The sequence below is a fragment of the Streptomyces sp. NPDC107500 genome (genome assembly GCF_055582785.1).
Window position 1 is genome coordinate 355,834 of the sequence record NZ_JBVJPF010000009.1, and the last position, 22,322, is coordinate 378,155.

20 protein-coding genes are annotated in these 22,322 nt (G+C 73.9%); 12 read left to right on the top strand and 8 right to left on the bottom strand.

All coding sequences use genetic code 11. The features are described from left to right. Positions 1-77: 77 nt before the first annotated feature. The 3 genes from ACZ67M_RS33595 to ACZ67M_RS33605 all read right to left on the bottom strand — a co-directional run bounded on the left by ACZ67M_RS33595 (position 78) and on the right by ACZ67M_RS33605 (position 3,674). On the bottom strand, positions 78-2,372 hold the full coding sequence (locus ACZ67M_RS33595) for a molybdopterin-dependent oxidoreductase (RefSeq protein ID WP_469853894.1): 2,295 nt from the start codon (positions 2,370-2,372) through the stop codon (positions 78-80). 107 nt (positions 2,373-2,479) lie between these two features. Further along, positions 2,480-3,097: a TetR/AcrR family transcriptional regulator gene (locus ACZ67M_RS33600; protein ID WP_469853895.1), complete on the bottom strand. Its 618-nt coding sequence runs from the start codon at positions 3,095-3,097 to the stop codon at positions 2,480-2,482. 7 nt (positions 3,098-3,104) lie between these two features. Then, positions 3,105-3,674, bottom strand: a complete 570-nt coding sequence (locus ACZ67M_RS33605) for a hypothetical protein (RefSeq protein WP_469853896.1) — start codon at positions 3,672-3,674, stop codon at positions 3,105-3,107. Between the two features lie 189 nt (positions 3,675-3,863). Between ACZ67M_RS33605 and hmgA the strand changes: the two genes are divergently transcribed. Genes hmgA through ACZ67M_RS33620 form a run of 3 tightly spaced genes read left to right on the top strand, consistent with a single transcriptional unit; the run spans position 3,864 to position 7,148 of the window. Then, positions 3,864-5,189: a homogentisate 1,2-dioxygenase gene (gene hmgA, locus ACZ67M_RS33610; protein ID WP_469853897.1), complete on the top strand. Its 1,326-nt coding sequence runs from the start codon at positions 3,864-3,866 to the stop codon at positions 5,187-5,189. Between the two features lie 26 nt (positions 5,190-5,215). Continuing rightward, on the top strand, positions 5,216-5,965 hold the full coding sequence (locus ACZ67M_RS33615; protein WP_125494357.1) for a GntR family transcriptional regulator: 750 nt from the start codon (positions 5,216-5,218) through the stop codon (positions 5,963-5,965). A gap of 22 nt (positions 5,966-5,987) precedes the next feature. Next, positions 5,988-7,148, top strand: coding sequence for a type ISP restriction/modification enzyme (locus ACZ67M_RS33620; RefSeq protein ID WP_469853898.1), 1,161 nt, complete (start codon positions 5,988-5,990; stop codon positions 7,146-7,148). A gap of 19 nt (positions 7,149-7,167) precedes the next feature. On the opposite strand, the gene ACZ67M_RS33625 is transcribed toward ACZ67M_RS33620, so the two are convergent. Continuing rightward, positions 7,168-7,872, bottom strand: coding sequence for a TetR/AcrR family transcriptional regulator C-terminal domain-containing protein (locus ACZ67M_RS33625; RefSeq protein WP_453438571.1), 705 nt, complete (start codon positions 7,870-7,872; stop codon positions 7,168-7,170). 63 nt (positions 7,873-7,935) lie between these two features. On the opposite strand from ACZ67M_RS33625, the gene ACZ67M_RS33630 reads away from it, so the two are divergent. Together ACZ67M_RS33630 and ACZ67M_RS33635 are read left to right on the top strand one after the other, a co-directional pair. Further along, entirely contained in the window at positions 7,936-8,880 is a 945-nt protein-coding gene (locus ACZ67M_RS33630; RefSeq protein ID WP_469853899.1) for an ATP-binding cassette domain-containing protein, read from the top strand. Next, positions 8,877-9,695 (top strand): ABC transporter permease, encoded by an 819-nt coding sequence (locus tag ACZ67M_RS33635; RefSeq protein WP_469853900.1) that lies wholly within the window; start codon positions 8,877-8,879, stop codon positions 9,693-9,695. Before ACZ67M_RS33630 ends, ACZ67M_RS33635 begins: the two co-directional genes overlap by 4 nt. A gap of 254 nt (positions 9,696-9,949) precedes the next feature. Here ACZ67M_RS33635 and ACZ67M_RS33640 read toward each other — a convergent pair whose 3' ends face one another. The 3 genes from ACZ67M_RS33640 to ACZ67M_RS33650 form a co-directional block, all read right to left on the bottom strand. Then, positions 9,950-10,219: a hypothetical protein gene (locus ACZ67M_RS33640; RefSeq protein WP_064727101.1), complete on the bottom strand. Its 270-nt coding sequence runs from the start codon at positions 10,217-10,219 to the stop codon at positions 9,950-9,952. A 115-nt stretch (positions 10,220-10,334) separates the two neighbouring features. Next, complete coding sequence (locus ACZ67M_RS33645) at positions 10,335-11,147, bottom strand: anti-sigma factor (RefSeq protein ID WP_469853901.1); 813 nt, start codon at positions 11,145-11,147, stop codon at positions 10,335-10,337. Further along, positions 11,144-11,686 (bottom strand): sigma-70 family RNA polymerase sigma factor, encoded by a 543-nt coding sequence (locus ACZ67M_RS33650; protein WP_385797299.1) that lies wholly within the window; start codon positions 11,684-11,686, stop codon positions 11,144-11,146. Before ACZ67M_RS33650 ends, ACZ67M_RS33645 begins: the two co-directional genes overlap by 4 nt. 215 nt (positions 11,687-11,901) lie before the next feature. Between ACZ67M_RS33650 and ACZ67M_RS33655 the strand changes: the two genes are divergently transcribed. From ACZ67M_RS33655 to ACZ67M_RS33670, 4 genes are all read left to right on the top strand, one after another. After that, positions 11,902-13,434 (top strand): DUF4331 domain-containing protein, encoded by a 1,533-nt coding sequence (locus ACZ67M_RS33655; RefSeq protein ID WP_469853902.1) that lies wholly within the window; start codon positions 11,902-11,904, stop codon positions 13,432-13,434. Positions 13,435-13,524: 90 nt separating this feature from the next. Beyond that, positions 13,525-15,018 carry a tetratricopeptide repeat protein gene (locus ACZ67M_RS33660; RefSeq protein ID WP_469853903.1) on the top strand — a complete coding sequence of 498 codons (1,494 nt, stop codon included), beginning with the start codon at positions 13,525-13,527 and terminating at the stop codon, positions 15,016-15,018. Further along, positions 15,015-16,517 (top strand): urease accessory protein UreH domain-containing protein, encoded by a 1,503-nt coding sequence (locus tag ACZ67M_RS33665; RefSeq protein WP_469853904.1) that lies wholly within the window; start codon positions 15,015-15,017, stop codon positions 16,515-16,517. The genes ACZ67M_RS33660 and ACZ67M_RS33665 overlap by 4 nt, the downstream gene beginning before the upstream one ends. A gap of 79 nt (positions 16,518-16,596) precedes the next feature. After that, the gene (locus tag ACZ67M_RS33670; RefSeq protein ID WP_469853905.1) at positions 16,597-18,267 is read left to right on the top strand and encodes a serine/threonine-protein kinase; all 1,671 of its coding nucleotides are present in this window, start codon (positions 16,597-16,599) and stop codon (positions 18,265-18,267) included. Here ACZ67M_RS33670 and ACZ67M_RS33675 read toward each other — a convergent pair. Continuing rightward, positions 18,237-19,043, bottom strand: coding sequence for an SGNH/GDSL hydrolase family protein (locus tag ACZ67M_RS33675; protein WP_392013985.1), 807 nt, complete (start codon positions 19,041-19,043; stop codon positions 18,237-18,239). The genes ACZ67M_RS33670 and ACZ67M_RS33675 overlap by 31 nt on opposite strands. A 552-nt stretch (positions 19,044-19,595) precedes the next feature. On the opposite strand from ACZ67M_RS33675, the gene ACZ67M_RS33680 reads away from it, so the two are divergent. Genes ACZ67M_RS33680 through ACZ67M_RS33690 form a run of 3 tightly spaced genes read left to right on the top strand, consistent with a single transcriptional unit; the run spans position 19,596 to position 22,298 of the window. Further along, a complete protein-coding gene (locus tag ACZ67M_RS33680; protein WP_469853906.1) occupies positions 19,596-20,480 on the top strand; it encodes a glycosyltransferase family 2 protein in 885 nt (294 codons plus the stop codon). Continuing rightward, a complete protein-coding gene (locus tag ACZ67M_RS33685; protein WP_469853907.1) occupies positions 20,477-21,496 on the top strand; it encodes a glycosyltransferase family 2 protein in 1,020 nt (339 codons plus the stop codon). The genes ACZ67M_RS33680 and ACZ67M_RS33685 overlap by 4 nt, the downstream gene beginning before the upstream one ends. Beyond that, positions 21,489-22,298, top strand: coding sequence for a polysaccharide deacetylase family protein (locus ACZ67M_RS33690; protein ID WP_469853908.1), 810 nt, complete (start codon positions 21,489-21,491; stop codon positions 22,296-22,298). Before ACZ67M_RS33685 ends, ACZ67M_RS33690 begins: the two co-directional genes overlap by 8 nt. The last annotated feature ends 24 nt before the right edge of the window (positions 22,299-22,322 follow it).

Below are 22,322 nucleotides of genomic sequence, written 5' to 3' on the forward strand. Positions count from 1 at the left end.
GTGCCGTGAAGTCGCGTTAACAAGACGTTGACATGCGAGCAATAAGCGCAAAACTCCAGGTCAAAGCTTTGCTCAGGTCAGAGGGCGGTCACCGGGGTGAGCTTTACCGGTACGCCGTTGAGGACCGCGTTGCCGGAGAGCGGGTCGAGCAGGCTGCCGTCGAGGAGCTGGTTGACGTTGACGCCGGGCTCGGTGGCGGCGTGGGTCTGGCGGGTGCCGGGGCGGTCGTGGCCCCAGCCGTGCGGCAGGCTGACCACGCCGGGCCGGACGGTGTCGGTGACCTCGGCGGGGACGGTCACCTCTCCCCCGGGCCCCTGGACGCGCACGGGCTGCGCGGCGCGTACGCCGAGCCGTCCGGCGTCGTCGGGATGGAGGTGCAGGGTGCAGCGGTTGGAGCCGCCGGTGAGGGCCGGGATGTTGTGCATCCAGCTGTTGTTGGACCTGAGGTGGCGGCGGCCGACGAGGACGAGCCCGGCGGGGCGCTCGGCCAGGGCCTGCCGCAGGCGGGGCAGGTCGCCGGCGATCGGCTCCGGCAGCAGCTCCACCTTTCCGCTGCGGGTCTTCAGCGGCTGCGGCAGGCGCGGGCGCAGCGGGCCGAGGTCGATGCCGTGCGGGTGGGCGAGCAGGCGCTCCAGGGTCAGCCCGTCGGGTCGGGCGCCGAAGCCGTCCCCGTAGGGGCCGAGGCGCAGCATCAGGTCGAGCCGTCGCTCGGGGCCGTTCTCGCCGGTGAGCCGTGCGGTCAGGTCGCCGGGGTCGCGGCCGTGCACGGGTGAGTGCGGGTCGCGGACGGACTTGCCGAGGGTCTGCTGGATCACCATGGCGTCGACGGCGGCCGGGTCGGCGCCGTGCCTGCCGCTGACGGCCAGGGTCAGCCGGGCCAGGATCTCGGTCTCCGCCATGCGGCCTGGCTCCAGCGGGACGGCGGGGCGGGTGTAGCGGACCTGGTTGCGCACGGCGAGGGTGTTGAAGGCGAAGTCGTGGTGCGGGCTCTGCGCGGGCGGGGGCGGCGGCAGGACGACGTGGGCGTGGCGGGAGGTCTCGTTGAGGTAGGGGTCGACGCTGACCATGAAGTCGAGCGAGGCGAGCGCCTTGTCGAGCCGGTCGCCGTCGGGGGCGGACAGTACGGGGTTGGCGGCGATGGTGATCAGCGCGCGGACCGGCTCGCCGGTGGCGGCGTCGGCGGCGGCAGCGTCCGTGGCGGTGTTCGTGTCGGCGTCGTTGGCGGCGTCGGTGGCGGTGTCGATCTCCTCCGCGAGGGCGGACAGCGGCAGTTCGCCCTTGGCCTCGGGGTGTCCGCTCACCCGGGAGCGCCAGCGGCCGAGCGCGAATCCGCGGCCGGGCCCGGCGGGGCGCGGGGTCCGGTCGGTGGCGGCCTGCGGGAAGAGGGCGCCGCCGGGCCGGTCGAGGTTGCCGGTGAGGATGTTGAGGACGTCCACGAGCCAGCTGGCGAGGGTGCCGTGCGGGACGGTGCAGCTGCCGATGCGGCCGTAGACGGCGCCGGTGCGGGCGGCGGCGAGTTCGCGGGCGAGGGCGCGTGTCACACCGGCGTCCACGTCGCAGGCCGCGGCGACGGCCTCGGGGGTGAAGTCGCGCACGGCATCGCGGACTTCGTCGACCCCGGTCACGTGCGGGGCGAGGTCCCCGAGGTCGGCCAGGCCCTCCTCGTACAGCACGTGGACCATCGCGGCGAGCAGCAGGGCGTCGGTGCCGGGCCGGATCGCCACGTGGCGGTCGGCGAGTTTCGCGGTGCGGGTGCGGCGCGGGTCGACGACGGTGAGGGTGCCGCCGCGGGCGCGCAGGGCCTTGAGCCGGCCGGGGAAGTCGGGGGCGGTGCACAGACTGCCGTTGGACTCCAGCGGGTTGGCACCGATCAGCAGGAGGTGGTCGGTGTGGTCGAGGTCGGGCACCGGGATGGCGTTGGCGTCGCCGAAGAGCAGCCCGCTGGAGACGTGCTTGGGCATCTGGTCGACCGTGGAGGCGGTGAAGAGGCTGCGGGTGCCGAGGGCGGCGAGCAGGACGGGCGGGTAGAGGGCGCCGGCCACGGTGTGCACGTTGGGGTTGCCGAGGACGAGGCCGACGGAGTGCGGTCCGTGCCGCTCGCCGACGGTGCGGACTCCGGCGGCGACCGCGTCGAAAGCCTCCTCCCAGGTGGCCTCGCGCAGTTCGCCGTCCCTGCGCACCAGGGGCGTGCGCAGCCGGTCGGGGTCGGAGTCGACGGCCCCGAAGGAGGCGCCCTTGGGGCAGATGAAGCCGTGGCTGAAGACGTCGTCGCGGTCGCCGCGGGCGGCGGTGACCTCGGTGCCGTCGATGGTGAGGGCCAGGCCGCAGGTGGCCTCGCACAGGGGGCAGATACGCAGGGCGGTGCGGGACACGGGTCCTCCCGGAGGGCGGCGTCGCTCTTGCCGCGAGCATACCGACCGGTAGGCATGTTGGGGAGCCCTCGCGCGCACGGCCGCACGGCACCGGGGCGTCCGGCGCGTCAGTCCAGGACGCGTCCCAGATAGGCCCGGAGCAGCTCCCGCGCCTCCTCGATGATCTTCGCGTCCCCGTCCGGCGCGACCCGGAAGGCGAGTTGGACGAGGGTGTCGGCGGTCTCCACGGCGACGAGGAAGACGCGGCGGAGATCGTCGTCGGGGCTGCGGCCGAGGTAGCCGGAGAGCAGCTCGGTGAGCCGCTCTGCGACGCGGTTGTTGGGGACGGCCGCCCGGTCGCCGACCGGGATCTGGTTGCCGAAGTCGATCAGGGAGAAGCCGGGGGCGGTCCGCTTCATCGCCAGGTACTCGTCGAGCACCGCGTCCAGGGCGCAGCGCCAGCCGCCGTCGCCGGTCTCCGTGAGCCGTTCGGTCACGCGTTCCGCGTAGCGCTCCAGGTTGCGCTGGGCCAGCGCGTCGGCCATCTGCCGCTTGTTGCCGAAGAAGCGGTACACCGACCCGATGGGGACGTCGGCGCGCAGCGCCACGGCCCGGGTGCTCAGGGCGTCGTAGCCCACCTCGTCGAGGAGGTCGGCGCAGGCGTCGAGGATCCTGGTCAGCCGTTCGGCGCTGCGCCGCTGCACGGGGGCGCGGCGGAGCGGGGTCGCGTGGGACACGGTCCTCATGATGCCCTCACCGTGCCGTCGCGCGGGTGGGAACGGTCCGGCCCTCGATCTCCTCGGGCTCGGTCGCCTCCGTCGGCTCGGTGTCCGACGCCGTGATGTCCGCCGTGGACTCGACGGGCTCGCCGTCGACGGCCCAGACGGTGTCGTCGTCGGCGTACAGCCGGACCGTGACCTGGTGGGTGCCGCGCGGGACCAGGTCGGCGGTGAGCCGGTACTCCGGGCCGCGCAGGCGGGTGAGGAGGTCGCCGTCGAGGAAGAGGTGGGCGACGCCGCGGCCGGGCACCGCCTCGGCCCCGGTGCCGTCCGGCGAGAACCTGAAGCCGCGGACGGTCAGGCGTACGTCCCAGCTGTCGTCGCGCTCGGGCTGCACCTCGATGCCGACCTCGGGGGCCTGTTCGGCGTCCACCTCGCGGTAGCGCCGGCCCTGCTCGTCGGTGGCGTCGAGCAGCCTGCCCACCGGAGCGGCCGACTCCCCGGCCTCCGGTTCTCCGCCGTCTCCCGGGCCGCAGCCCGCGGACCCGGTCAACAACAGGACGCAGACCGCGAGCACGGCGAGCACTCCCCGCGTCCACGACATGACGCGAGACTAGAACACGGGTCCGACAGTCCGGATCCCCCGGGGGCCTGGTTCCGGTCATCCTTCAGGAGGACGCGCGCCGGACGGGGAAGAACCGGGACGCGCCGGGAAGACCCGCACGCCCTCTTGCGCGCGGGAAACCGCAATCCTACGGTGTGCCATAGGAATCGGGTTGCGAGGGAGCGATCAATGAGCGGGGACGCGCGGAAGACCGCGGAGGGGCTGGCCTATCTGTCCGGCTTCGGCAACGAGCACAGCTCGGAGGCGGTCGCGGGCGCGCTGCCCGAGGGCCGGAACTCGCCGCAGCGGGCGCCGCTCGGGCTGTACGCCGAGCAGTTGAGCGGCACGGCGTTCACCGAGCCCCGTGCCCACAACCGGCGTTCGTGGCTGTACCGGATCCGCCCCTCGGCCGCCCACCCGGCGTTCACCCGCGCGGGCAACGGCGCGATCCGCACGGCGCCCTTCGACCAGGCCGTGCCGGACCCGAACCGGCTGCGCTGGAACCCGCTGCCGGAGCCGGTGGCCGGGACGGACTTCGTCGCGGGCCTGTGGACGCTCGGCGGCAACGGCGACGCGACCCAGCGCACCGGCATGGCCGTGCACCTGTACCACGCGACCGCCTCCATGGAGCGCGTGTTCAGTGACTCCGACGGCGAGCTGCTGATCGTCCCGGAGCGCGGCGGCCTGCTGCTGCGCACCGAGTTCGGACTGCTGCACGCCGAGCCGGGCCACGTGGCGCTGATCCCGCGCGGGGTGCGTTTCCGGGTGGAGCTGCTGGACGCCGACGCCCGCGGCTACGTCTGCGAGAACTACGGCGCCCCCTTCCAGCTGCCGGACCTCGGCCTGATCGGCGCCAACGGCCTGGCGAACGCGCGGGACTTCATGGCGCCGGTCGCCGCCTTCGAGGACGACGGGGACACGCCGGGTCCGGTGGAGGTGGTCAACAAGTTCTGCGGCAACCTCTGGACGGCGGAGTACGACCACTCCCCGCTGGACGTCGTCGCCTGGCACGGCAACCACGTGCCGTACGTCTACGACCTGCGCCGCTTCAACGTCATCGGCACCATCTCGTACGACCACCCGGACCCGTCCATCTTCACCGTGCTCACCTCCCCGTCGGACACCCCGGGGCTCGCGGGCGTCGACTTCGTGGTCTTCGCGCCGCGCTGGCTGGTGGGCGAGGACACCTTCCGGCCGCCGTACTTCCACCGGAACGTGATGAGCGAGTACATGGGCCTGATCGAGGGCGCCTACGACGCGAAGGCGGAGGGCTTCGTGCCGGGCGGCGGATCGCTGCACAACATGATGTCGGCGCACGGCCCGGACCGGGAGACCTTCGACCGGGCGAGCGCCGCCGAGCTGAAGCCGCAGCGGATCGACGACGGCCTGGCGTTCATGTTCGAGACGCGGTGGCCGGTGACCCTCACCCCCCAGGCGGCCCGCGCGGAACACCTGCAAGCCCGCTACGACGACGTCTGGCAGGGCCTGGAGCGTCACTTCCGCCCCTTGCACTGAGGTTTCCCTACCGGTACGGATGGCCCGTGACCTCCTTCGCCCCGGACTCCATCGTCCTGAACCGCAAGCTTCCGCTGTGGTACCAGGTGTCGCAGTCGCTGCGCGCCTCGATACTCGGCCGCTCGCCCCGGGACCCGCTGCGGCTGCCCACCGAGGAGCAGTTGGCCGGTCACTACGGGGTGAGCGTGCTGACCATGCGGCAGGCGCTCAAGGAGCTGGAGGACGAGGGGCTGATCACCCGGCACCGCAGGCGCGGCACGTTCATCGAGCCGGACGCGCGGCGCGGGGCGCCGGTGCGGCTGCTGGGTTCGGTGGACGCGATCGTGGCGCAGCAGTCCGGCATGAAGGCCGAGCTGCTGGGCCACGGCACGGTGCCGGTGCCGCCCGAGGTCGCGGAGTACTTCCCCGAGTCCGTGGAGGTGGGGACGTACCACCGGCTGCGCTGCGACGAGACGACGGGCGAGCCCACCAACCACGCCCGCAACTACGTCCGTCCCGAACTGGCCGCCCGCATCGACGTGGACGACCTGGCGCGGTGGCCGATGACCAAGGTGCTGCGGGACGTGGTGGGGATGGACATCAGCCGGATCACGGACACCGTGGAGGCCCGGCTCGCGGACCCGGAGACCGCCCGGCTGCTCGAAGTCCCCCTGCTCAGCCCGATCCTGCACTACACGGGCGTCACCTACGACACCGCGGGCCGGGTGCTGGACGTGGCGGTCATCCACTACCGGGGCGACCGGTTCTCCTTCACGGTCACCCTGGACGCCACATGAGGCCGCGCCTTCCCGTCGTACGATGCCGGGCGTGACGCACGACGACGCTCCGCCGCTGGCGGACCTCATGCCGTGGTCCGTCGCACCGCCACGGCTCGGCCGGGGGTGGCCGACGGCGCCCGACGCGGCGTCCCTGAAGGCCCGCTGGGACGCGCTGGTGAAGGCCGAGGGAGCCGACCGCGAGGCCCTGTTCGAGCCGACCCGCTCCCGCACCCCGCACACGGCGGTCGGGCGGCTGCCCGGCGGCGCCGGGGGCACCGAGCGGCTGGCGCGCGCCTCGGGGCCGTGCCCGGAGCCGCTGCGGGTACTGCGCGCGCCCTTCGACGAGCAGTGGCTGATTCCCGACCACCGGCTGATCGACGCGGCCCGCCCGGAGCTGTGGCGGGTGGCGGACGAGCGGCAGGTGTTCGTCGTGGAGGTGCCCGGCGCCACCGGCCCGCCGCTGCTGCTCGCCTCCTCCCGGCTGCCGTTGTTCGGCCCCGCCCGGATCCGTCCGCTGTACCGCAGGCCCGGCGGCGCCGAGCCCAACCTGGCCCCCGGCCTCCTGGACCACCTCGCCGCCCGGCTCGGGCGGCCGGTCGCGCCGCCGGACGTACTGGCCTGGTCGGTCGCGGCCGTGCGGCCCGGCGGGACCGTCCCGTTCACCGCGGACCCCGAGCTGTGGGAGCGGGGCGTCGACCTGGGGCGGCGCGCGCTGTGGCTGATGCTGCGCTACGGCGAGCGCCCCAGACTCCCCGGCGGCCGCCGCCCGTACGTCCGCGCCCCGCTGCCCGCGCGCCCGCTGACCCTGCGCTACGCCCCGGACGACGAGGTCCTGCACCTGGACGAGGGCCGCGTCTCCCCCGTGCCGCCCGGCGCCTGGGAGTTCGAGGTGGGCGGAGTCCGGGTGCTGGAGCAGTGGTTCGCGGCCCGCACCGCCGAGGGCGAGCCGGGCACGCTGGCGGCGATCCGCCCGGCCACCTGGCCGCAGACCTGGACGTCCGAGCTGCTGGAGCTGATCACGGTCCTCGCCCTGCTCGCCGAAGCGCGCTCCGGATCCGCGGAGTCGACGGTGACGGCGGAGATCACCGCGGCGGAGCTGCGCGAGGCGGGCGTGCTGCCGGTGCCCCCGACGGCCCGCCGGCCGGCCTCCGTGCTGGACGGCCCGGAGGAAGGGCCGGAGGGACAGCTGGCGCTGCTGTAGCACCCCCCGGTCCCGGCGCTCAGGAGAAGCCGTCCAGGACCCTGCTCAGCGCCCGCTCGAAGACCGCCTCCAGGTCGATCGGACCGGCATCCTCGGCGAAGCTCGCGGCCAGCCGCGGATAGGCGCCGCTCGCGAGCTGCCCGCCCAGGTAGGCGACGCGCGTCGCGTCCTCCTGCTCCTGGGACCAGGGCAGCGACCGGGTGCGCTCCACGGTGGAGATCTCGTTGGTGACGTAGGTCGTCACGACGCCGTTCACCATCGCGACCAGCTCCATCTTGGTGCCCGGGGGCGCGTCGAAGGGGTCGAGGCAGGCCAGGCAGTGCTCCAGGTAACGCAGGGCGTTGGGGCTGAAGCCGTAGACCGGGGACATCAGGCGGGGCAGCCAGGTGTGGCGGTGCATCAGCGCGCGGGTCTGGTGGGCCACCCGGACCATGTCGGCACGCCAGTCGCCGCTCGGTTCCCACAGCTCGTGCTCGCCGCTGACCGCGTCCATCATCAGCTCGTACAGGTCCTCCTTGCGGGGGACGTAGTTGTAGAGCGACATCGTGCCGCAGCCCAGCGCGGCGGCGACGTGCCGCATCGAGACCGCGTCCAGCCCCTCGGCGTCGGCGATCCGCACCGCGGCCGCGGCGATGTCGGCTCGGGTGTAGGCCGGTCTCGGCCCCCTGCCGGTGCGCTCGGGGCGCGACCAGATCACTTCGGGTACGGCCGCTCGGCCCGCCATCGTGCATCACCTCGGCCACCATCCTAGTTACGTACAGCGTACGTAGTGCGCTATGGTCGCCTCATGACTACTACGTACGATGTACTTAGTGAGGGTCTGGAGAAACGCTTCGGCGAGGTGCGCGCGCTCCGCGGCCTGGATCTCGCGGTGGCCGAGGGCACGGTGTGCGGACTGCTCGGACCGAACGGGGCGGGCAAGACCACGGCGGTGCGGCTGCTGACGACACTGCTGCGGCCGGACGCGGGGTCGGCCCGGATCGCCGGGCACGACCTCGTCCGCGAGGCGGCCGCGGTGCGGCACCGGATCGGGGTCACCGGGCAGTACGCGTCGGTGGACGGGGACCTCACCGGACGCCAGAATCTGCGGCTCTTCGCCCGCCTGCACCGGGTGCGGGACGCGGCGGCGCGGACCGGTGAGCTGCTGGACCGCTTCGGCCTGACGGAGGCCGCCGACCGGCCCGCTTCCACCCTGTCCGGGGGCATGCGGCGCCGTCTCGACCTGGCGGCCTGTCTCGTCCGGCGGCCCGACGTGCTCTTCCTCGACGAGCCGACGACCGGCCTGGACCCGGCCGGCCGCAACGTGATCTGGGACGCCGTGCGCGCCCTGAAGGAGGACGGCACTACCGTGCTCCTCACCACCCAGTACCTGGAGGAGGCCGACCGCCTCGCCGACGACATCGCCCTGGTGGACCGGGGCCGGGTCGCGCACACGGGGTCGCCGGCCGAACTCAAGGCGCTGGTGGGGGCGTACGCGGAGGCCGTCGTCGCCGACGCGGACGCCGTGCCGCGGGCGGCGGGCGTCCTGGACCGCCTCACGGGAAACGAACCGGCGCTGGACCACGACCGGCTCACGGTCGGCGCGGTCAGCACGGATCCGACGCTGACCCTGCCCCGCCTGGTGCGCGAACTCGACGGGGCCGGGGTGCCGCTGGTGGACGCGAGCCTGCGGGCGCCGACCCTCGACGACGTCTTCCTCCGCCTGACCGACAGCAGGGAGCTGGTGGCATGAGCACGGTGACGACAAGGCCGGGCCGACCGGGGACGTACGGCCTGGTGCACGACGGATCGGCCATGCTGGGGCGCCAGTTGCGGCGGATCCGGAACAACCCGGGCCTGCTGATCCTCACCCAGACGATGCCGATCACGATGCTGCTGTTCTTCGGCTACGTCTTCGGCAGCGCGCTGGCGATGCCGGGCGAGGAGTACCGCTCCTTCCTGCTGCCGGGCCTGCTGGTCGCGACGGCCGCGAACGGAATCATGACCGGCATGTTCCAGGCGGCCCAGGACACCCACCGAGGGGTGACGGACCGCCTGCGCACCCTGCCGGTGAGCCGGGCCGCCGTACCGCTCGGGCAGTCGGTGGCGGACGTGCTCGTCACGGCGGCGGGGACGGTGCCGCTGCTGCTGGTGGGTCTCGCGGTGGGGTGGCGGATCGAGGACGGCGCGGCGGGCGCGGCCGGCGCGGTGGGGCTGTTGCTGCTGTTCCGGTTCGCGACGACGTGGATCGGGATCTTCCTGGGGCTGCTCACCCGGAATGAGGAGGCCGCCGGTCAACTGGGCGGCGCGACCTTCATCCTGCCGTTGCTCTCCAACGCGTACATCCCGACCGACGGGCTGCCCGGCTGGCTGCGCACGGTGGCCGAGTGGAATCCGATCAGCGCGGTGACGACGGCACTGCGCGACCTGTTCGGCAACGCGCCCGTGCCGGAGGGGGCGGCGTGGCCGGTGGCGCATCCGGTGGCCGGGTCGCTGGCCTGGTGCGGACTGCTGCTGGCGGTGTTCGTCCCGCTCGCCGTACGCCGGTACGCGCGCGGCGATCGCTGAGCGCACGGGTGGGCGCCACCGCCGGGCGGGAAACGGCGGACCGGGGGCCGGGGACCTGACGGGTCTACGGGTCTACGGGTCTACGGGTCTACGGGTCTACGGGTCTACGGGTCTACGGGTCTACGGGACTACGGGTCAGGCGTACGGGAAACACCCGCGCTCGGAAACACACCGGGGCGCCGCTGCGTGCCGTGGGGATGACGGACGAGTGCGCGGCGCCGCGCCGGGGCGGTGTGACCTCCGGAGCGCGGGCCTCAGTTGCCGCCGAACAGCGAGCGGCGCAGTCGGCGCAGCGGCGCGAACAGCGAGACCCGGCGCACCCTGGCGCCCCTGCTGCTGCGCTTGTGCGCGGGCTCACGCGCGGTCAGCTCGCGCATCAGCGACGTCGCCTCCACGGTCTCCCGCTGCGGGAGGGCAGGCCCTCCGAGCACCGCGAGATGCCGGTCGAGACGCGAGCTGCTCGCGCTGCTCTTGCAGGTGATCGCAGGCACCCTTGCCCTGCTGCGCACCGTTATCTGTTCCATGTCACTCCCCACCCGTACGAGTCCACCCGGCCCGGGCAGGGTAACCCTATCGCCCCGGTACGGGCTGCGTGTATCGCGGTCACAGGATTCACCTTCCCCGTAAGGGGGTTGACGATTACTCTCCGAATCCGACAGATTCCAGGGTGAGTTGGACAATGGGGCTGCTCGTCGGCCGGACCGACCCCCCTCCGGGCTCGACGGTCACCGCGAGTGATGTCGCCGACCGGTTCAGACCGGCCGCGATCAGGGGCGTGTCGCCGTCCAGAAGCCCGAGGGAGCGCGGCCCGGCGCCGGGGCGCATGAGCCACAGTTGGTGCACGCGGTCGCCCGACGGCTCGCCGTACCCGCTCAGGGTGACCACCGCGCGCCCCTCGGCGGCGGAGGCGACGACTCCGATGCCGCGGCCGCGGTCGTCCGTGTCGCTCGTCGCGCGGGCGTCCGGAGCCGCGAGAACGTGGGCGATCTCACGTGCCCGGTCCCGCGCCGTGTCCAACTCGTCCCGGGTCCGGTCGGCCTGCACGGCGAAGAGCGAGGCGACCACGAGCGCGGCGGCGGCCGTCACCGTGGCGAACGGCACCAGCAGGGGACGCGGCCGGACCGCGCGGGACCGTTCCGGCGTCCGGCTCCCCTCCCACACATGGGCGGGCAGCCGGAGCGCGGGGCCGCGTCCGGCCGCGGGCTCCTGCGGGGTGGTGCGGACGGCGGCCAGGACCCGTTCGCGCAGGGCGGCCGGTGCCGGGGCGGCCGTGGACCAGGCCAGCCGGACGGCGTCCTCGGACAGGGCCCGCACCTCGGCGGCGCAGGAAGCGCAGCGCTCCAAGTGCCGTTCGAAGCGTTCCCGTTCGGCGCCCTCCAGGGCGTCCAGGGCGTAGGGGGCGGCGAGGGAGTGCGGGGCGCCGCGGCGGAACAGCCGGCCCAGGAAGCTCATGCGGTCCCTCCGAGGCAGTCGCGCAGGCGGCCCAGTCCGTCCCGCATCCGCGTCTTCACCGTGCCCAGCGGCAGGGAGAGGCGTTCGGCCACCTCCCGGTAGGTGTAGCCGTCGTAGTAGGCGAGGGTGACCGACTGGCGTTGCAGGGCGGTCAGCCGGTCCAGGCAGCGGCGCACCCACTCGCGTTCGAGACCCGCCTCGACCTCCTCGGAGACCTGGTCGAAGGCGGGGTGGTGGGCGCGCCGGGCCTCGCGCCGGTCGCGTTCGCCGGCCGCGCGGGCGCTGCGCACCCGGTCGACCGCGCGGCGGTGGGCGACGGTGAGGATCCACGACAGGGCGCTGCCGCGGCCCGGGTCGAACCGCGCCGCGGACCGCCAGAGTTCGAGCAGCACCTCCTGCGCCACCTCCTCCGACTGCGCGGGGTCGCGCACCACCCGCCGTACGAGTCCGAAGACCGGGCCCGAGACCAGCCCGTACAGCTCCTCGAAGGCCTTCTGGTCGCCGTCCGCCACGAGCGTCAGCAGCTCGTCCGCCTCCACCCCGCCCCCCTCTCCGCGGGCCGCTCCCGGCCCGTCCGCGTCAGCGAGGGCGCACGCGGCGGCACGCCCTTCGCAGGGGTTACGGATCCGCGGCCCGAAATCGCCAGTCGGCCGGCGACGGAATCAAATGCGGGCCCGCACCAATCCGGCCCCGTGGGTGCTCCGAATGCCGGTGCGTCAGGTAACTCGGCACTCGGGCACAGAGGACGGACCGCATGACACCTTTCTCCGGCAACTCCGGAATCGACACGGGCCGTCGGCGCCTGGCCACGCTGGTCTGCGGCGCGCTGGCGGCCGGGGGGCTCACCGCGGCCGGCGTGACCGCGCTGGAACCGCGGGCGGCGTCCGCCTCCAGCCACCGGGAGGCCCCGCTGATATCGGGGACCCCTCAGTACGACAACACGGATCTGTACGCCTTCGTGAGCCCGGACCGGCCGGACACCACGACGCTCGTCGCGAACTGGATCCCGTTCGAGGAACCGGCCGGCGGACCGAACTTCTTCACCTTCGCCGAGGACGCCCAGTACGACCTGCACGTCGACAACGACGGCGACGCGCTCGGCGACCTGCTCTTCCGGTACACGTTCACCACGCACACGAAGAACGACAAGTCGTTCCTCTACAACACGGGCACCGTCACGAGCCTCGACGACCCGGACCTCAACATCACGCAGACCTACGACATCGAGCTGATCAAACTGCACGGCGGGAAGGAGTCGTCCCGGACCACGATCGCGCACGACGTGCCGGTGGCGCCGTCGAACGTCGGCAAGGCGTCGATGCCGGACTACGGCGCCCTGCGCGACCAGGCCGTCCACGAACTGGACGACGGGACGAAGACGTTCGCCGGTCAGGCCGACGACCCGTTCTTCCTGGACCTCAGGGTCTTCGACCTGCTGTACGGCGGGAACCTGTCGGAGGTCGGCAACGACACCCTCAAGGGCTACAACGTCAACTCGATCGCCCTCCAGGTCCCGACCCACATGATCGTGGAGTCGGCGGAGCAGCCGGTGGTCGGCATCTGGTCGACGACCCGGCGCGAGAACGCCCAGGGCGAGTTCACGCAGGTGTCCCGGCTCGGGAACCCTCTGGTGAACGAGGTGGTCAACCCGCTGAAGGACAAGGACACCTTCAACGCGTCCGCGCCCGCGGACGACGCGCAGTTCCTCCAGAACGTCACCAACCCCGAACTGCCCAAGCTCATCGAGGCGATCTACGACATCAACGCACCGGCCGAACCCCGCGACGACCTCGTGGACGTGTTCCTCAAGGGCGTGCCGGACCTCAACCAGCCGCCCCACGTCACGCCCTCGGAGCAGCTGCGCCTCAACACCTCGGTCGAACCGGCCGCCGACCCCAAGCGCCTCGGTGTCCTCGACGGGGACAACGCGGGCTTCCCCAACGGACGCCGGCTGACCGACGACGTGATCGACGCCGCGCTCCAGGTCGTCGAGGGCGAGCTGGTGGGTGCCGCGAACGACCTGGGCGACGCGGTCGACGCCAACGACAAGGAGTTCGGGGCCGCCTTCCCGTACGTGGCGAACCCGACGGAGGGTTCGCGCGGTCCGCTCGCCGACGGCACGGGCGGCGGCAACGACGTGCGCAACCAGCTCGGTGACGCGCTGCGCCCGGCCGGCTCCGGCGACACGACCCTCATCGCCGCCTCGGCGGGGGCCGGTGCCGTCGGCATCCTGCTGATCGGCGGCGCGGTGGCGTGGTGGCGCCGCATGCGCGGCCGGGCGTACTGACCGGCCGCACGACTGCTCGCACCCTTCACGCGGACCGCCGCCCCACCGCTGCTCGCACCTTCACGCAGACCGCCCGACCTGAGGAGAGGCATGTCCTCGCACGGCAACGACAACGAGGCACGGAGCGAGCCGCCCGGCCCGGCCGCCACCACCCCACGCCCGCCCGACGCCGGCACGGCTCGCGGCCCCGGCGACGCACCGCCCGGTGCCGGAAGGGACGCGGCGCGGGTCGTCGCCGTGCGGCGGTTCGCGGCGGCGGCGCGCAGGTGGCGGGGGCTCCAGGTCACCGGGTGCGCCGTCCTGCTGGCCGTGGCGCTCAGCGCGGGGGCCGTCGCGGTCGGCGGCGCCCGGGAGGGTGCCGGCGCCGTGCCCGGCGGCGCACCCGCGGGCCGGCCGGGAGCGGCGCGCGACGCCGGGCCAGACGTGGGGATTCCCGCGCTGGAGGCCCGGCTCCGGGCCCAGCCCCGCGACTTCGAGGGCTGGGCGGCCCTCGGGCTGGCCCACGTCGAGCTGGCCCGCACCGACGGCGACCCCTCCCGCTACCCGCGGGCCGAGCGGGCGCTGAAGCGGTCCCTGGAGCTGAAGCCGGGCAACGACCGGGCGCTGTCGGGGCGCGCCGCTCTCGCCGCCGCCCGGCACGACTTCGCCTCGGCGCTGGCGTACGCCGACCGCGCGCTGGCGGCGAACCCCTACAACGAGCGGGCCCTGTGCTCCCGTGTCGACGCCCTGGTCGAACTGGGCCGCTACGACGACGCGGCCCGGGCCGCCGACACCGCCGACACCCGGCGCCCCGGCGTCCCCGTCTTCACCCGGTACGCGTACGTCCGCGAGCTGCGCGGCGAGACGGACACCGCGCGCAAGGTGCTGGAGCGGGCGCTCGCCGTCGCCTCCTCCCCCGCCGACGTGGCCTACGTCGCCGCGCAGTTGGGCCACCTCGCCCGCAGGCAGGGCGACCAGCCGGCCGCCCTGCGCCACTACGCCCGCGCCCTCGCCGCCGACGACACGTACCTGCCCGCCCTGGAGGGCCGGGCCAGGGCCAGGGCCGCGAGCGGCGACCGGGACGGTGCGGTCGGCGACCTGGAGCGCGTGGTCGCCCGCGCCCCGCTGCCCGGTCCGCTCGTCGCGCTCGGCGAGCTGTACGAGGCGCGCGGCGAGCCGGCCAAGGCGCGCGAGCGGTACGCCCTCGTCGACGCGTGGACGGCGCTCGCCCGGGCCGGCGGTGTCGAAGCCGACCTGGACACCGCCCTCGCCGCCGCCGACCACGGTGACCGGAAGGCCGCCCTGCGCGCGGCCCGCGCCGAGTGGGACCGCCGCCGCACCGTGCACACGGCGGACGCCGTCGCCTGGGCGCTGCACGTCAACGGCCTCGACCGGGAGGCACTGCCGTACGCCCGCCGGGCCGTGGCCACGGGGTACCGCGACGCCTCGTTCCTCTACCACTTGGGCGTGATCGAGCGCGCGGTGGGACGGCACGGGGACGCGCGCCGCCATCTCTCGGCGGCGCTCGGCCTCGACCCGGGCTTCTCGCCGCTCGGCGCCCGCGAGGCGCGCGCGGCGCTGAAGGAACTGGAGGCGGCCCGTTGACGCCCCGCGGTCTCCTCGCGCGCGGCGCCGCCGCACTCACCGCGGCGTGCGCCCTGGTCCTGCTCGCCCCGGCGGGCGCGAGCGCGCATCCGCTCGGCAACTTCACCGTCAACCGCTACGACGGTCTGGTCGCCGCCCCCGGTCGACTGAGCGTCGACCACGTCGAGGACCTCGCGGAGATCCCGGCGACCCAGGCCGGCCCCGACGTAGAGCGGCTCGGTCCGGCCGAGTGGGCCCGGCGGCGCTGCGAGCGGGCGGCGCTCGACAGCCGCCTCACCGTGGACGGCCGCGGCGTCGCCCTCACCGCCCGGCACAGCGGCGTGCGCGTGCGGCCGGGGCAGGCCGGGCTCGACACCCTGCGGCTGGAGTGCCGGTTCACGGCACCGCTGCCCGACTCCGGTCCGGTGAGCGTCGGCTTCCGTGCGGCCGGCGCCTCGGCGGGCCCCGGCTGGCGGGAGATCACCGCGCGCGGCGACCGCACCACGCTCACCGCGTCGGACGTGCCGGAGGAGTCGGACTCACGTGAACTGACCCGCTATCCGCAGGAGTCCCTGTCGTCCCCCGCCGACACGGCGAGCGCGTCGCTGCGGATCCGGCCCGGCGGTCCCGCCCTGGACCGGGACCGGCAGGACGCCCCCGCCGCCTCCGTCCTGCCCCGCGGCGCGGACCGCTGGACCCGCGCGCTGGACTCCCTGGTCGCCCGCCGGCACCTCACCCTCGGCTTCGCCGCCCTCGCCCTGGTCGTCGCGGTCGCCCTCGGCGCGGGGCACGCGCTCGCACCGGGCCACGGCAAGACCCTGATGGCGGCGACGGCGGCAGCCCGGGGCGGCGGGGCCCGGCTGAAGGACGTCCTGCCGATGGCGGCCTCGGTGACGGTCACCCACACCCTGGGCGTGGTCGCCCTCGGCGTCCTGGTCACCGCGGGTTCCGCGGCCACACCGTCGGTCGTCGCGTGGCTCGGTGTCGCCGGCGGCGCCCTGGTCACGCTGGCGGGCGCGAGCCTCGTACGCCGCGCACTGCGCAACCGGGCGCACGGCCGTACGCACGCGCACGGGCACCACCACGACCACGGGCACGGTCACGACCAAGGAGAAGGCCACGACCACGACCACCCCCACGAACACGGCCCGCACACCCACACCCACCCCGTTTCCCCCACCCTGCGCGGCACGATCCTCCTGGGCTTCGCGGGCGGGCTCGTGCCCAGTCCGTCCGCCGTGGTGGTGCTCGTGGGCGCCGCGGCCGTCGGCCACGCCTGGTTCGGACTGCTGCTCGTGGTCGCGTACGGCCTCGGGCTCGCCCTCACCCTCACCGCCGCCGGGATCGCGGTCGTCCGGCTCGGCGGCGGCGTGAGCCGGCTGCTGACGCGGCGCCCGCGGTGGACGTCCGGCCCGCTGGCGGGCATGGTGCGCCGGGCCACCCCGCTCGGATCGGCGTGCGTGGTGGTGCTCCTCGGGGCCGGATTGGTGTTCAGGGGGGCGGCATCCGCACTCGGCTGAGCTACTTTGGGAGGAACGCGGCGGACGGCCGGGCCCGTTCCCGGGCCGTGTCCGCGCGAGACGTCTATAGGGGGCGCCGGTGTTCGAGGAACCCGGCGGTGAGCGCGTGATCGCCGGCCGCTACCGCCTCCTGTCCCCTCTCGGCGAGGGCGGCATGGGCACGGTGTGGCGCGCCCGCGACGAGGTGCTCAACCGCGAGGTCGCCGTCAAGGAGGTGCGCGCCCCCTCCGGGCTGCCGGAGAGCGACGTGCGGCGGATGTACGCCCGGCTGGAGCGCGAGGCGTGGGCCGCGGCCCGGGTCGCCCACCACAACGTCGTCACGGTGTACGACGTGGCCACCGACGGCGACCGGCCCTGGATCGTGATGGAGCTGGTCCGCGGGCTGTCACTGGCCGACCTGCTGGACGCCGAGGGCCCGTTGGAGCCGGAGCGGGCCGCGCTGATCGGTGCCGAGGTGCTGGCCGCGCTGCGGGCCGCGCACGCGGCCGGGGTGCTGCACCGGGACGTGAAGCCGGCCAACGTGCTGCTGTCGAACGACGGCCGGGTGGTGCTCACCGACTTCGGGATCGCCCGGGTCGAGGGCAGCTCCGCGCTGACCATGACCGGAGAGGTCATCGGCTCGCCCGAGTTCCTCGCCCCGGAACGGGCGCTGGGCCGCACCCCCGGTCCCGAGTCCGACCTGTGGTCGCTGGGCGTGCTGCTGTACGCGGCGGTCGAGGGCGCCTCGCCGTTCCGCCAGGACACTCCGCTGAGCACCCTGCGCGCGATCGTCGACGAGGAGTTGCCGCCGCCCCACCGGGCGGGTGCGCTCGCGCCCGTCATCGAGGGGCTGCTGCGCAAGGACCCGGCGGAACGGCTCCCGGCGGAACGCGCCGAGCGGGAACTGCGGCTCGTGGGCGCCGGGGGCACCCCTGCGTCCGGGCGGGGCGCGTACGGCACGGCGCCGACGGACGGGTACGCCACGACCGTCGCGGGACGCCAGGACGCGGGGGCCGCTCCGACTCCCCCGCTGCCGGGACCGGCGACGACGGCGGGCACGGCCGGTACGGGCCCGCCCGCGCACCGGGACCGGCGCGCGCGTGCCGTACTGATCGCCGGGGTGGCCGTGCTCGCGCTGGCGGCGGCCGGGCTGACGTACGGGCTGCTCAACCGCTCGGACGGCGGTGACGGGACGGAGGGCGCGGACGGCGGCGGGGGCTCTTCGGCCAGTGCCCCCGCGACGGGACCGGACGAGAGTGCCGAGCCGAGTCCGTCGAAGTCGTCGGAGCCGGAGCCGGAGTCGGAGTCGGAGTCGGAGGACGACGGTACGGAGAGCGGTACGCCCTCGCAGTCGGTGAAGGTGTCCGTGGCGGACTCGCACCCCGACTACTCGGGCACCTGTCCCCCGCCGCACGACCGGGCGCCCACCTTCACGGCGACCTTCACGGTGGGGCGGCTGCCCGCTCAGGTCGGCTACCGCTGGGTCACGGACGACGGTTCGGTCTCCGACCCGGGGTGGCGGACGCTGTCCTTCCCCGCGGACGGCGACCGCTCGGACCAGGACACCGTCGTGGTGACGACGCGCGAGGACAGCGGCGCGTTCGAGGGCTCCGTAAGGGTGGAGGTGCGGTCCCCGGTGCGGGTCACGTCGAACGCGGTGGCGTTCTCCGTGACCTGCGAGACCGGGACGGAGACGGAGACCCCGACCGACGGGGCCTCCCCCTCCTCTTCCGCTTCGGGTCAGGCGGCGCCGTTGAGGACCGGCAGGTAGCCGCCGGACTGACCGGCCGCGGTCGGGTGGTACGACTCGCCGATGTTCAGCCAGTTGACACTGTGCAGCCACGCGGCGCCGGAGCACAGCTCGTGACCGGTGAAGGTGGTGCGGACGTCGCCGAAGGTGAAGCCGTGGTCGGCGGCGCGCTTGGCGATGGCGGTGTTGAGGTAGTCGGAGGCGTCGTTGATCGCCTTCCGCTTGGTCTCGGAGAGACCGAGGCAGGAGGTGCCGAGCTTGTAGAAGCGCGGGTAGCCGATGACGACGACGTCGGCGTTGGGGGCCTTGGCGCTGATCGCCGAGTAGACGCTGTCGAGGTTGCCGGGCAGCGTCGAGTCGACGTAGGCCTTCGCGGTGGCGATCCGCGAGAGGCAGGTGCTGTCGGACTGGAGCACGCAGGTCGTCATGACGTCGGCGAAGCCCGCGTCGTTGCCGCCGATGCTGATCGAGACGAGGCCGGTGGCCGTGGAGAGCGGGCCGAGTTGTCCGGAGAGAACTTCACTCGTTCGGGCGCCCGAGCAGGCCGTGAAGTCGAAGGTCGTGGGGGAGTTGGCGGCCGCCCAGAGGTACGGGTGGGCCTTGGTGCTGCGCTTGCAGTCGCCGCTTGAGCTGATGTAGCTGCCCGCTCCGACCCCGGAGGAATAGGAGTCGCCGAGGGCCACATAGCCCCCGGCCGCGGTGGGTTGGGCCGCCTGGGCGGTCGCGGCCCCGGTGAGGGCGGCGCCGGCGGCGAGGAGGAAGGAACTCAGGAAGCCGACAAGTCGGAGACGTCTCATGGAACCTCCTTTAGCAGGATCTCTGCCGTAACCGTCGTAACAGTGACGCGCGTTGAATGGGAGTGTCCATGCCAAGAAATGGCTGACAGTCATTCAAAATCGGACGAAAGTCAGTGGGAACGCCAGTGCGCCCTTGACGCTCCGAGCCGGGCTGGGCCAGATTGAGGCGCGAAGAACAGATGACGGCAAAACAACAAAAACGTGAGACCTGCTTCCAGGTCTTGCCATACGGTTTCAACCGTCAATACCGTCATACATCTCCCGCATCGGTACGTCGGCAAGCGGCTCAGGGGAGGGCTCGAGGCCGCGGCGCACCGAGGCGGGACGCGCGGTAGGGGGGTGCCGTGCTCGGTGACCGCATCGGTGACCGGGCCGTGCCGCGCGGTCGGCTGCCGTTTTCTCGCGGTGCCGACAAGCTTTGCCAGCTCATCTGGCACGCACGGAGTAGCACTTCGTCGCGCGCCGGTTGGGCGAGAACCCCCCTTTCGAACCGGATACAGAGCCGGACCGCCCCTGGGGCGGGCGGTCCGCCGGACGAGAGGGACCAGACTCATGAGCTCAGTTCTGCAGCCGGCTTCGACGGGCAACGATCCGTCGGCCGGTCCGACACCCGCCGGACAGTACCGGCCCGTCTCCTCGCACCTGGCGATAGCACCGCCGGTGAGCGTGGTCATACCCGCCATGAACGAGGCGGAGAACCTTCCCTACGTCTTCAAGACGCTGCCCGACTGGGTCCACGAGGTCGTCCTCGTGGACGGCAACTCCACCGACAACACCATCGCGGTCGCCCGGGAGCTGTGGCCGGACGTCAAGGTCGTCGAGCAGCGCGGAAAGGGCAAGGGGGACGCGCTGATCACCGGCTTCAAGGCGTGCACCGGGGACATCATCGTGATGGTCGACGCCGACGGCTCGGCCGACGGCCAGGAGATCGTCTCGTACGTCTCCGCGCTCGTCTCCGGAGCCGACTTCGCCAAGGGCTCCCGCTTCGCCAACGGCGGTGGCACCGACGACATGACCTTCATCCGCAAGCTCGGCAACCGCGCCCTGTGCGCGGTCGTCAACCGGAAGTTCGGCGCCCGCTACACCGACCTCTGCTACGGCTACAACGCGTTCTGGCGGCACTGCCTGGACAAGATCGACCTCGACTGCACCGGCTTCGAGGTGGAGACCCTGATGAACATCAGGGTGGTCAAGGCCGGCCTGAAGGTCCAGGAGATTCCCAGCCACGAGTACCTGCGCATCCACGGCGTCAGCAACCTGCGCGCGGTGCGGGACGGGTTGCGGGTGCTCAGAGTCATCCTCGACGAGCGCTCCAACCGGCGTGCGCTGCGCGGCCGTACGCGCTCGGCGACGCTCGGCCCGGTCGGTTCCGTCACCGCCGTCGCGCCGGCGACCCCCGTGAGCCCGGTGGCGCCCGCCCGCGGGAAGGCGTCTTGAGCGGTAGCCGCGCCTCGCTCACGGTCTCCGTGGTGATCTGCGTCTACACCGAGGACCGCTGGGAGGACATCCTCGCGGCGGTCGACTCGGTGCGGGCGCAGTCCCACCCGGCCCGGGAGACGCTGCTGGTCGTCGACCACAACGAGGCGCTCCGGGACCGGCTGCTCAAGGAATACGAGGAGTACACGGAACGGCGGGAGGTGCGGGTGCTCGCCAACGCGGGCCCCCGCGGCCTCTCCGCCGGCCGCAACACCGGCATCGCCGCCTCGCGCGGCGAGGTGATCGCCTTCCTCGACGACGACGCCGTGGCCGAACGCGACTGGCTGCGCCACTTCGCCGAGGGGTACGCCGACCCGGCGGTCGTCGCCGTCGGCGGGCGCACGGTGCCGGTCTGGGCGTCGGGGCGCCGGCCCGTCTGGTTCCCCGAGGAGTTCGACTGGGTGGTGGGCTGCACGTACCGCGGCCTGCCGCCCGGCCGGGTCCGGGTGCGCAACGTGCTGGGCGGCAACGCCTCCTTCCGGCGCGAGGCGTTCGACGCGGCGGGCGGCTTCGCCACCGGCATCGGACGGGACGGCGACAAGCGCCCGCTGGGCTGCGAGGAGACCGAGCTGTGCATCCGGCTCTCCCGCGCCCGGCCCGACGCCGTCCTGCTGATCGACGACCGGGCGGTGATCCACCACCGGGTGCCCGCGGCCCGCGAGCACTTCGGCTACTTCCGCACCCGCGCCTACGCCGAGGGCCTGTCCAAGGCCCTGGTGGCGCGCAGCGTCGGCGCGGACAAGGGCCTGGAGTCCGAACGCCGGTACGCCACCCGGGTCCTGCCGGCCGGGGTGGCGCGCGGGCTGCGCGACGCCGTGCTGGCCCGGCCGGGCGGCGCCGGCCGGGCGGGCGCGATCGTCGCCGGGGTGCTCACGGCGGCGGGCGGTTACGTGGTGGGGAGCCTGCGGGCCCGCCGGGGCGGGGCGACGTTCTCGGTGGCGCCGCTCGCTCCCGCCGAGGGGGGCGCGCATGGCTGAGGAGGCGGACGCGCGCGTACCGGTGCTCATGTACCACGCGGTCGCCGCCGAACCGAACGACGCCACCCGTGCCCTGTCGGTGACGCCGGAGGCCTTCGCGGCGCAGATGGCGGCGATCGCCGACCGGGGCCTGACCCCGATCGGCACGGCGGAGCTGGCCGCCGCCTGGCGCTCGGGGTGTCCGCTGCCGAGGCGGCCCGTCCTGATCACCTTCGACGACGGCTACGAGGGCGTGCACCGGCACGCCCTGCCCGCCCTGGCCAAGCACGGTTTCCCGGCCACCCTGTTCGTCTCGACCGGCTGGCTGCGCGGCCCGTACGACACCGGGGGCGCCCTGGACACCATGCTCGACTGGGACCAGGTCCGCGAACTGGCCGCGGCCGGCGTGGAGATCGGGGGGCACAGCCACACGCATCCGCAGCTCGACCAGCTCGGCGAGGAGCGGCTGCGGTTCGAGCTGATCCACTGCAAGGAGATCGTCGCCGACCAACTGGGCACCGTACCGGCCTCGTTCGCCTACCCGTACGGGTACTCGGACCGCCGGGTGCGGCGGGCGGTGCGGGAGACGGGGTACGCGCAGGCGCTCGCCGTCGGCAACGGCCTGGCCCGCCGCGCCCAGGGGCCGTACGCCCTGCGGCGGGTCACCGTGCGCCGCCGCACGGGGCTCGACGAGTTCGCCCGGCTGGTCGAGGGCCGCTCGATCGGCCGGACCTTCGCCGGGGACCGCGTCCTCACCAAGGGGTACGCCGTACTCCGCAGGACCCGGCAGGCGGGGAGGCGGGTGCTGAGGGCCGGTGCCTGAACCGCCGGCCGCCCGCACCGCCGA

Coding starts and splice junctions, on each gene's coding strand:
- ACZ67M_RS33600 (WP_469853895.1), bottom strand. CDS start 3,097: ATGAGGACCGTGTCCCACGCGACCCCGCTCCGCCGCGCCCCCGTGCAG.
- ACZ67M_RS33605 (WP_469853896.1), bottom strand. CDS start 3,674: ATGTCGTGGACGCGGGGAGTGCTCGCCGTGCTCGCGGTCTGCGTCCTG.
- hmgA (WP_469853897.1), top strand. CDS start 3,864: ATGAGCGGGGACGCGCGGAAGACCGCGGAGGGGCTGGCCTATCTGTCC.
- ACZ67M_RS33620 (WP_469853898.1), top strand. CDS start 5,988: ATGCCGGGCGTGACGCACGACGACGCTCCGCCGCTGGCGGACCTCATG.
- ACZ67M_RS33625 (WP_453438571.1), bottom strand. CDS start 7,872: ATGGCGGGCCGAGCGGCCGTACCCGAAGTGATCTGGTCGCGCCCCGAG.
- ACZ67M_RS33630 (WP_469853899.1), top strand. CDS start 7,936: ATGACTACTACGTACGATGTACTTAGTGAGGGTCTGGAGAAACGCTTC.
- ACZ67M_RS33635 (WP_469853900.1), top strand. CDS start 8,877: ATGAGCACGGTGACGACAAGGCCGGGCCGACCGGGGACGTACGGCCTG.
- ACZ67M_RS33640 (WP_064727101.1), bottom strand. CDS start 10,219: ATGGAACAGATAACGGTGCGCAGCAGGGCAAGGGTGCCTGCGATCACC.
- ACZ67M_RS33645 (WP_469853901.1), bottom strand. CDS start 11,147: ATGAGCTTCCTGGGCCGGCTGTTCCGCCGCGGCGCCCCGCACTCCCTC.
- ACZ67M_RS33655 (WP_469853902.1), top strand. CDS start 11,902: ATGACACCTTTCTCCGGCAACTCCGGAATCGACACGGGCCGTCGGCGC.
- ACZ67M_RS33660 (WP_469853903.1), top strand. CDS start 13,525: ATGTCCTCGCACGGCAACGACAACGAGGCACGGAGCGAGCCGCCCGGC.
- ACZ67M_RS33675 (WP_392013985.1), bottom strand. CDS start 19,043: ATGAGACGTCTCCGACTTGTCGGCTTCCTGAGTTCCTTCCTCCTCGCC.
- ACZ67M_RS33680 (WP_469853906.1), top strand. CDS start 19,596: ATGAGCTCAGTTCTGCAGCCGGCTTCGACGGGCAACGATCCGTCGGCC.
- ACZ67M_RS33690 (WP_469853908.1), top strand. CDS start 21,489: ATGGCTGAGGAGGCGGACGCGCGCGTACCGGTGCTCATGTACCACGCG.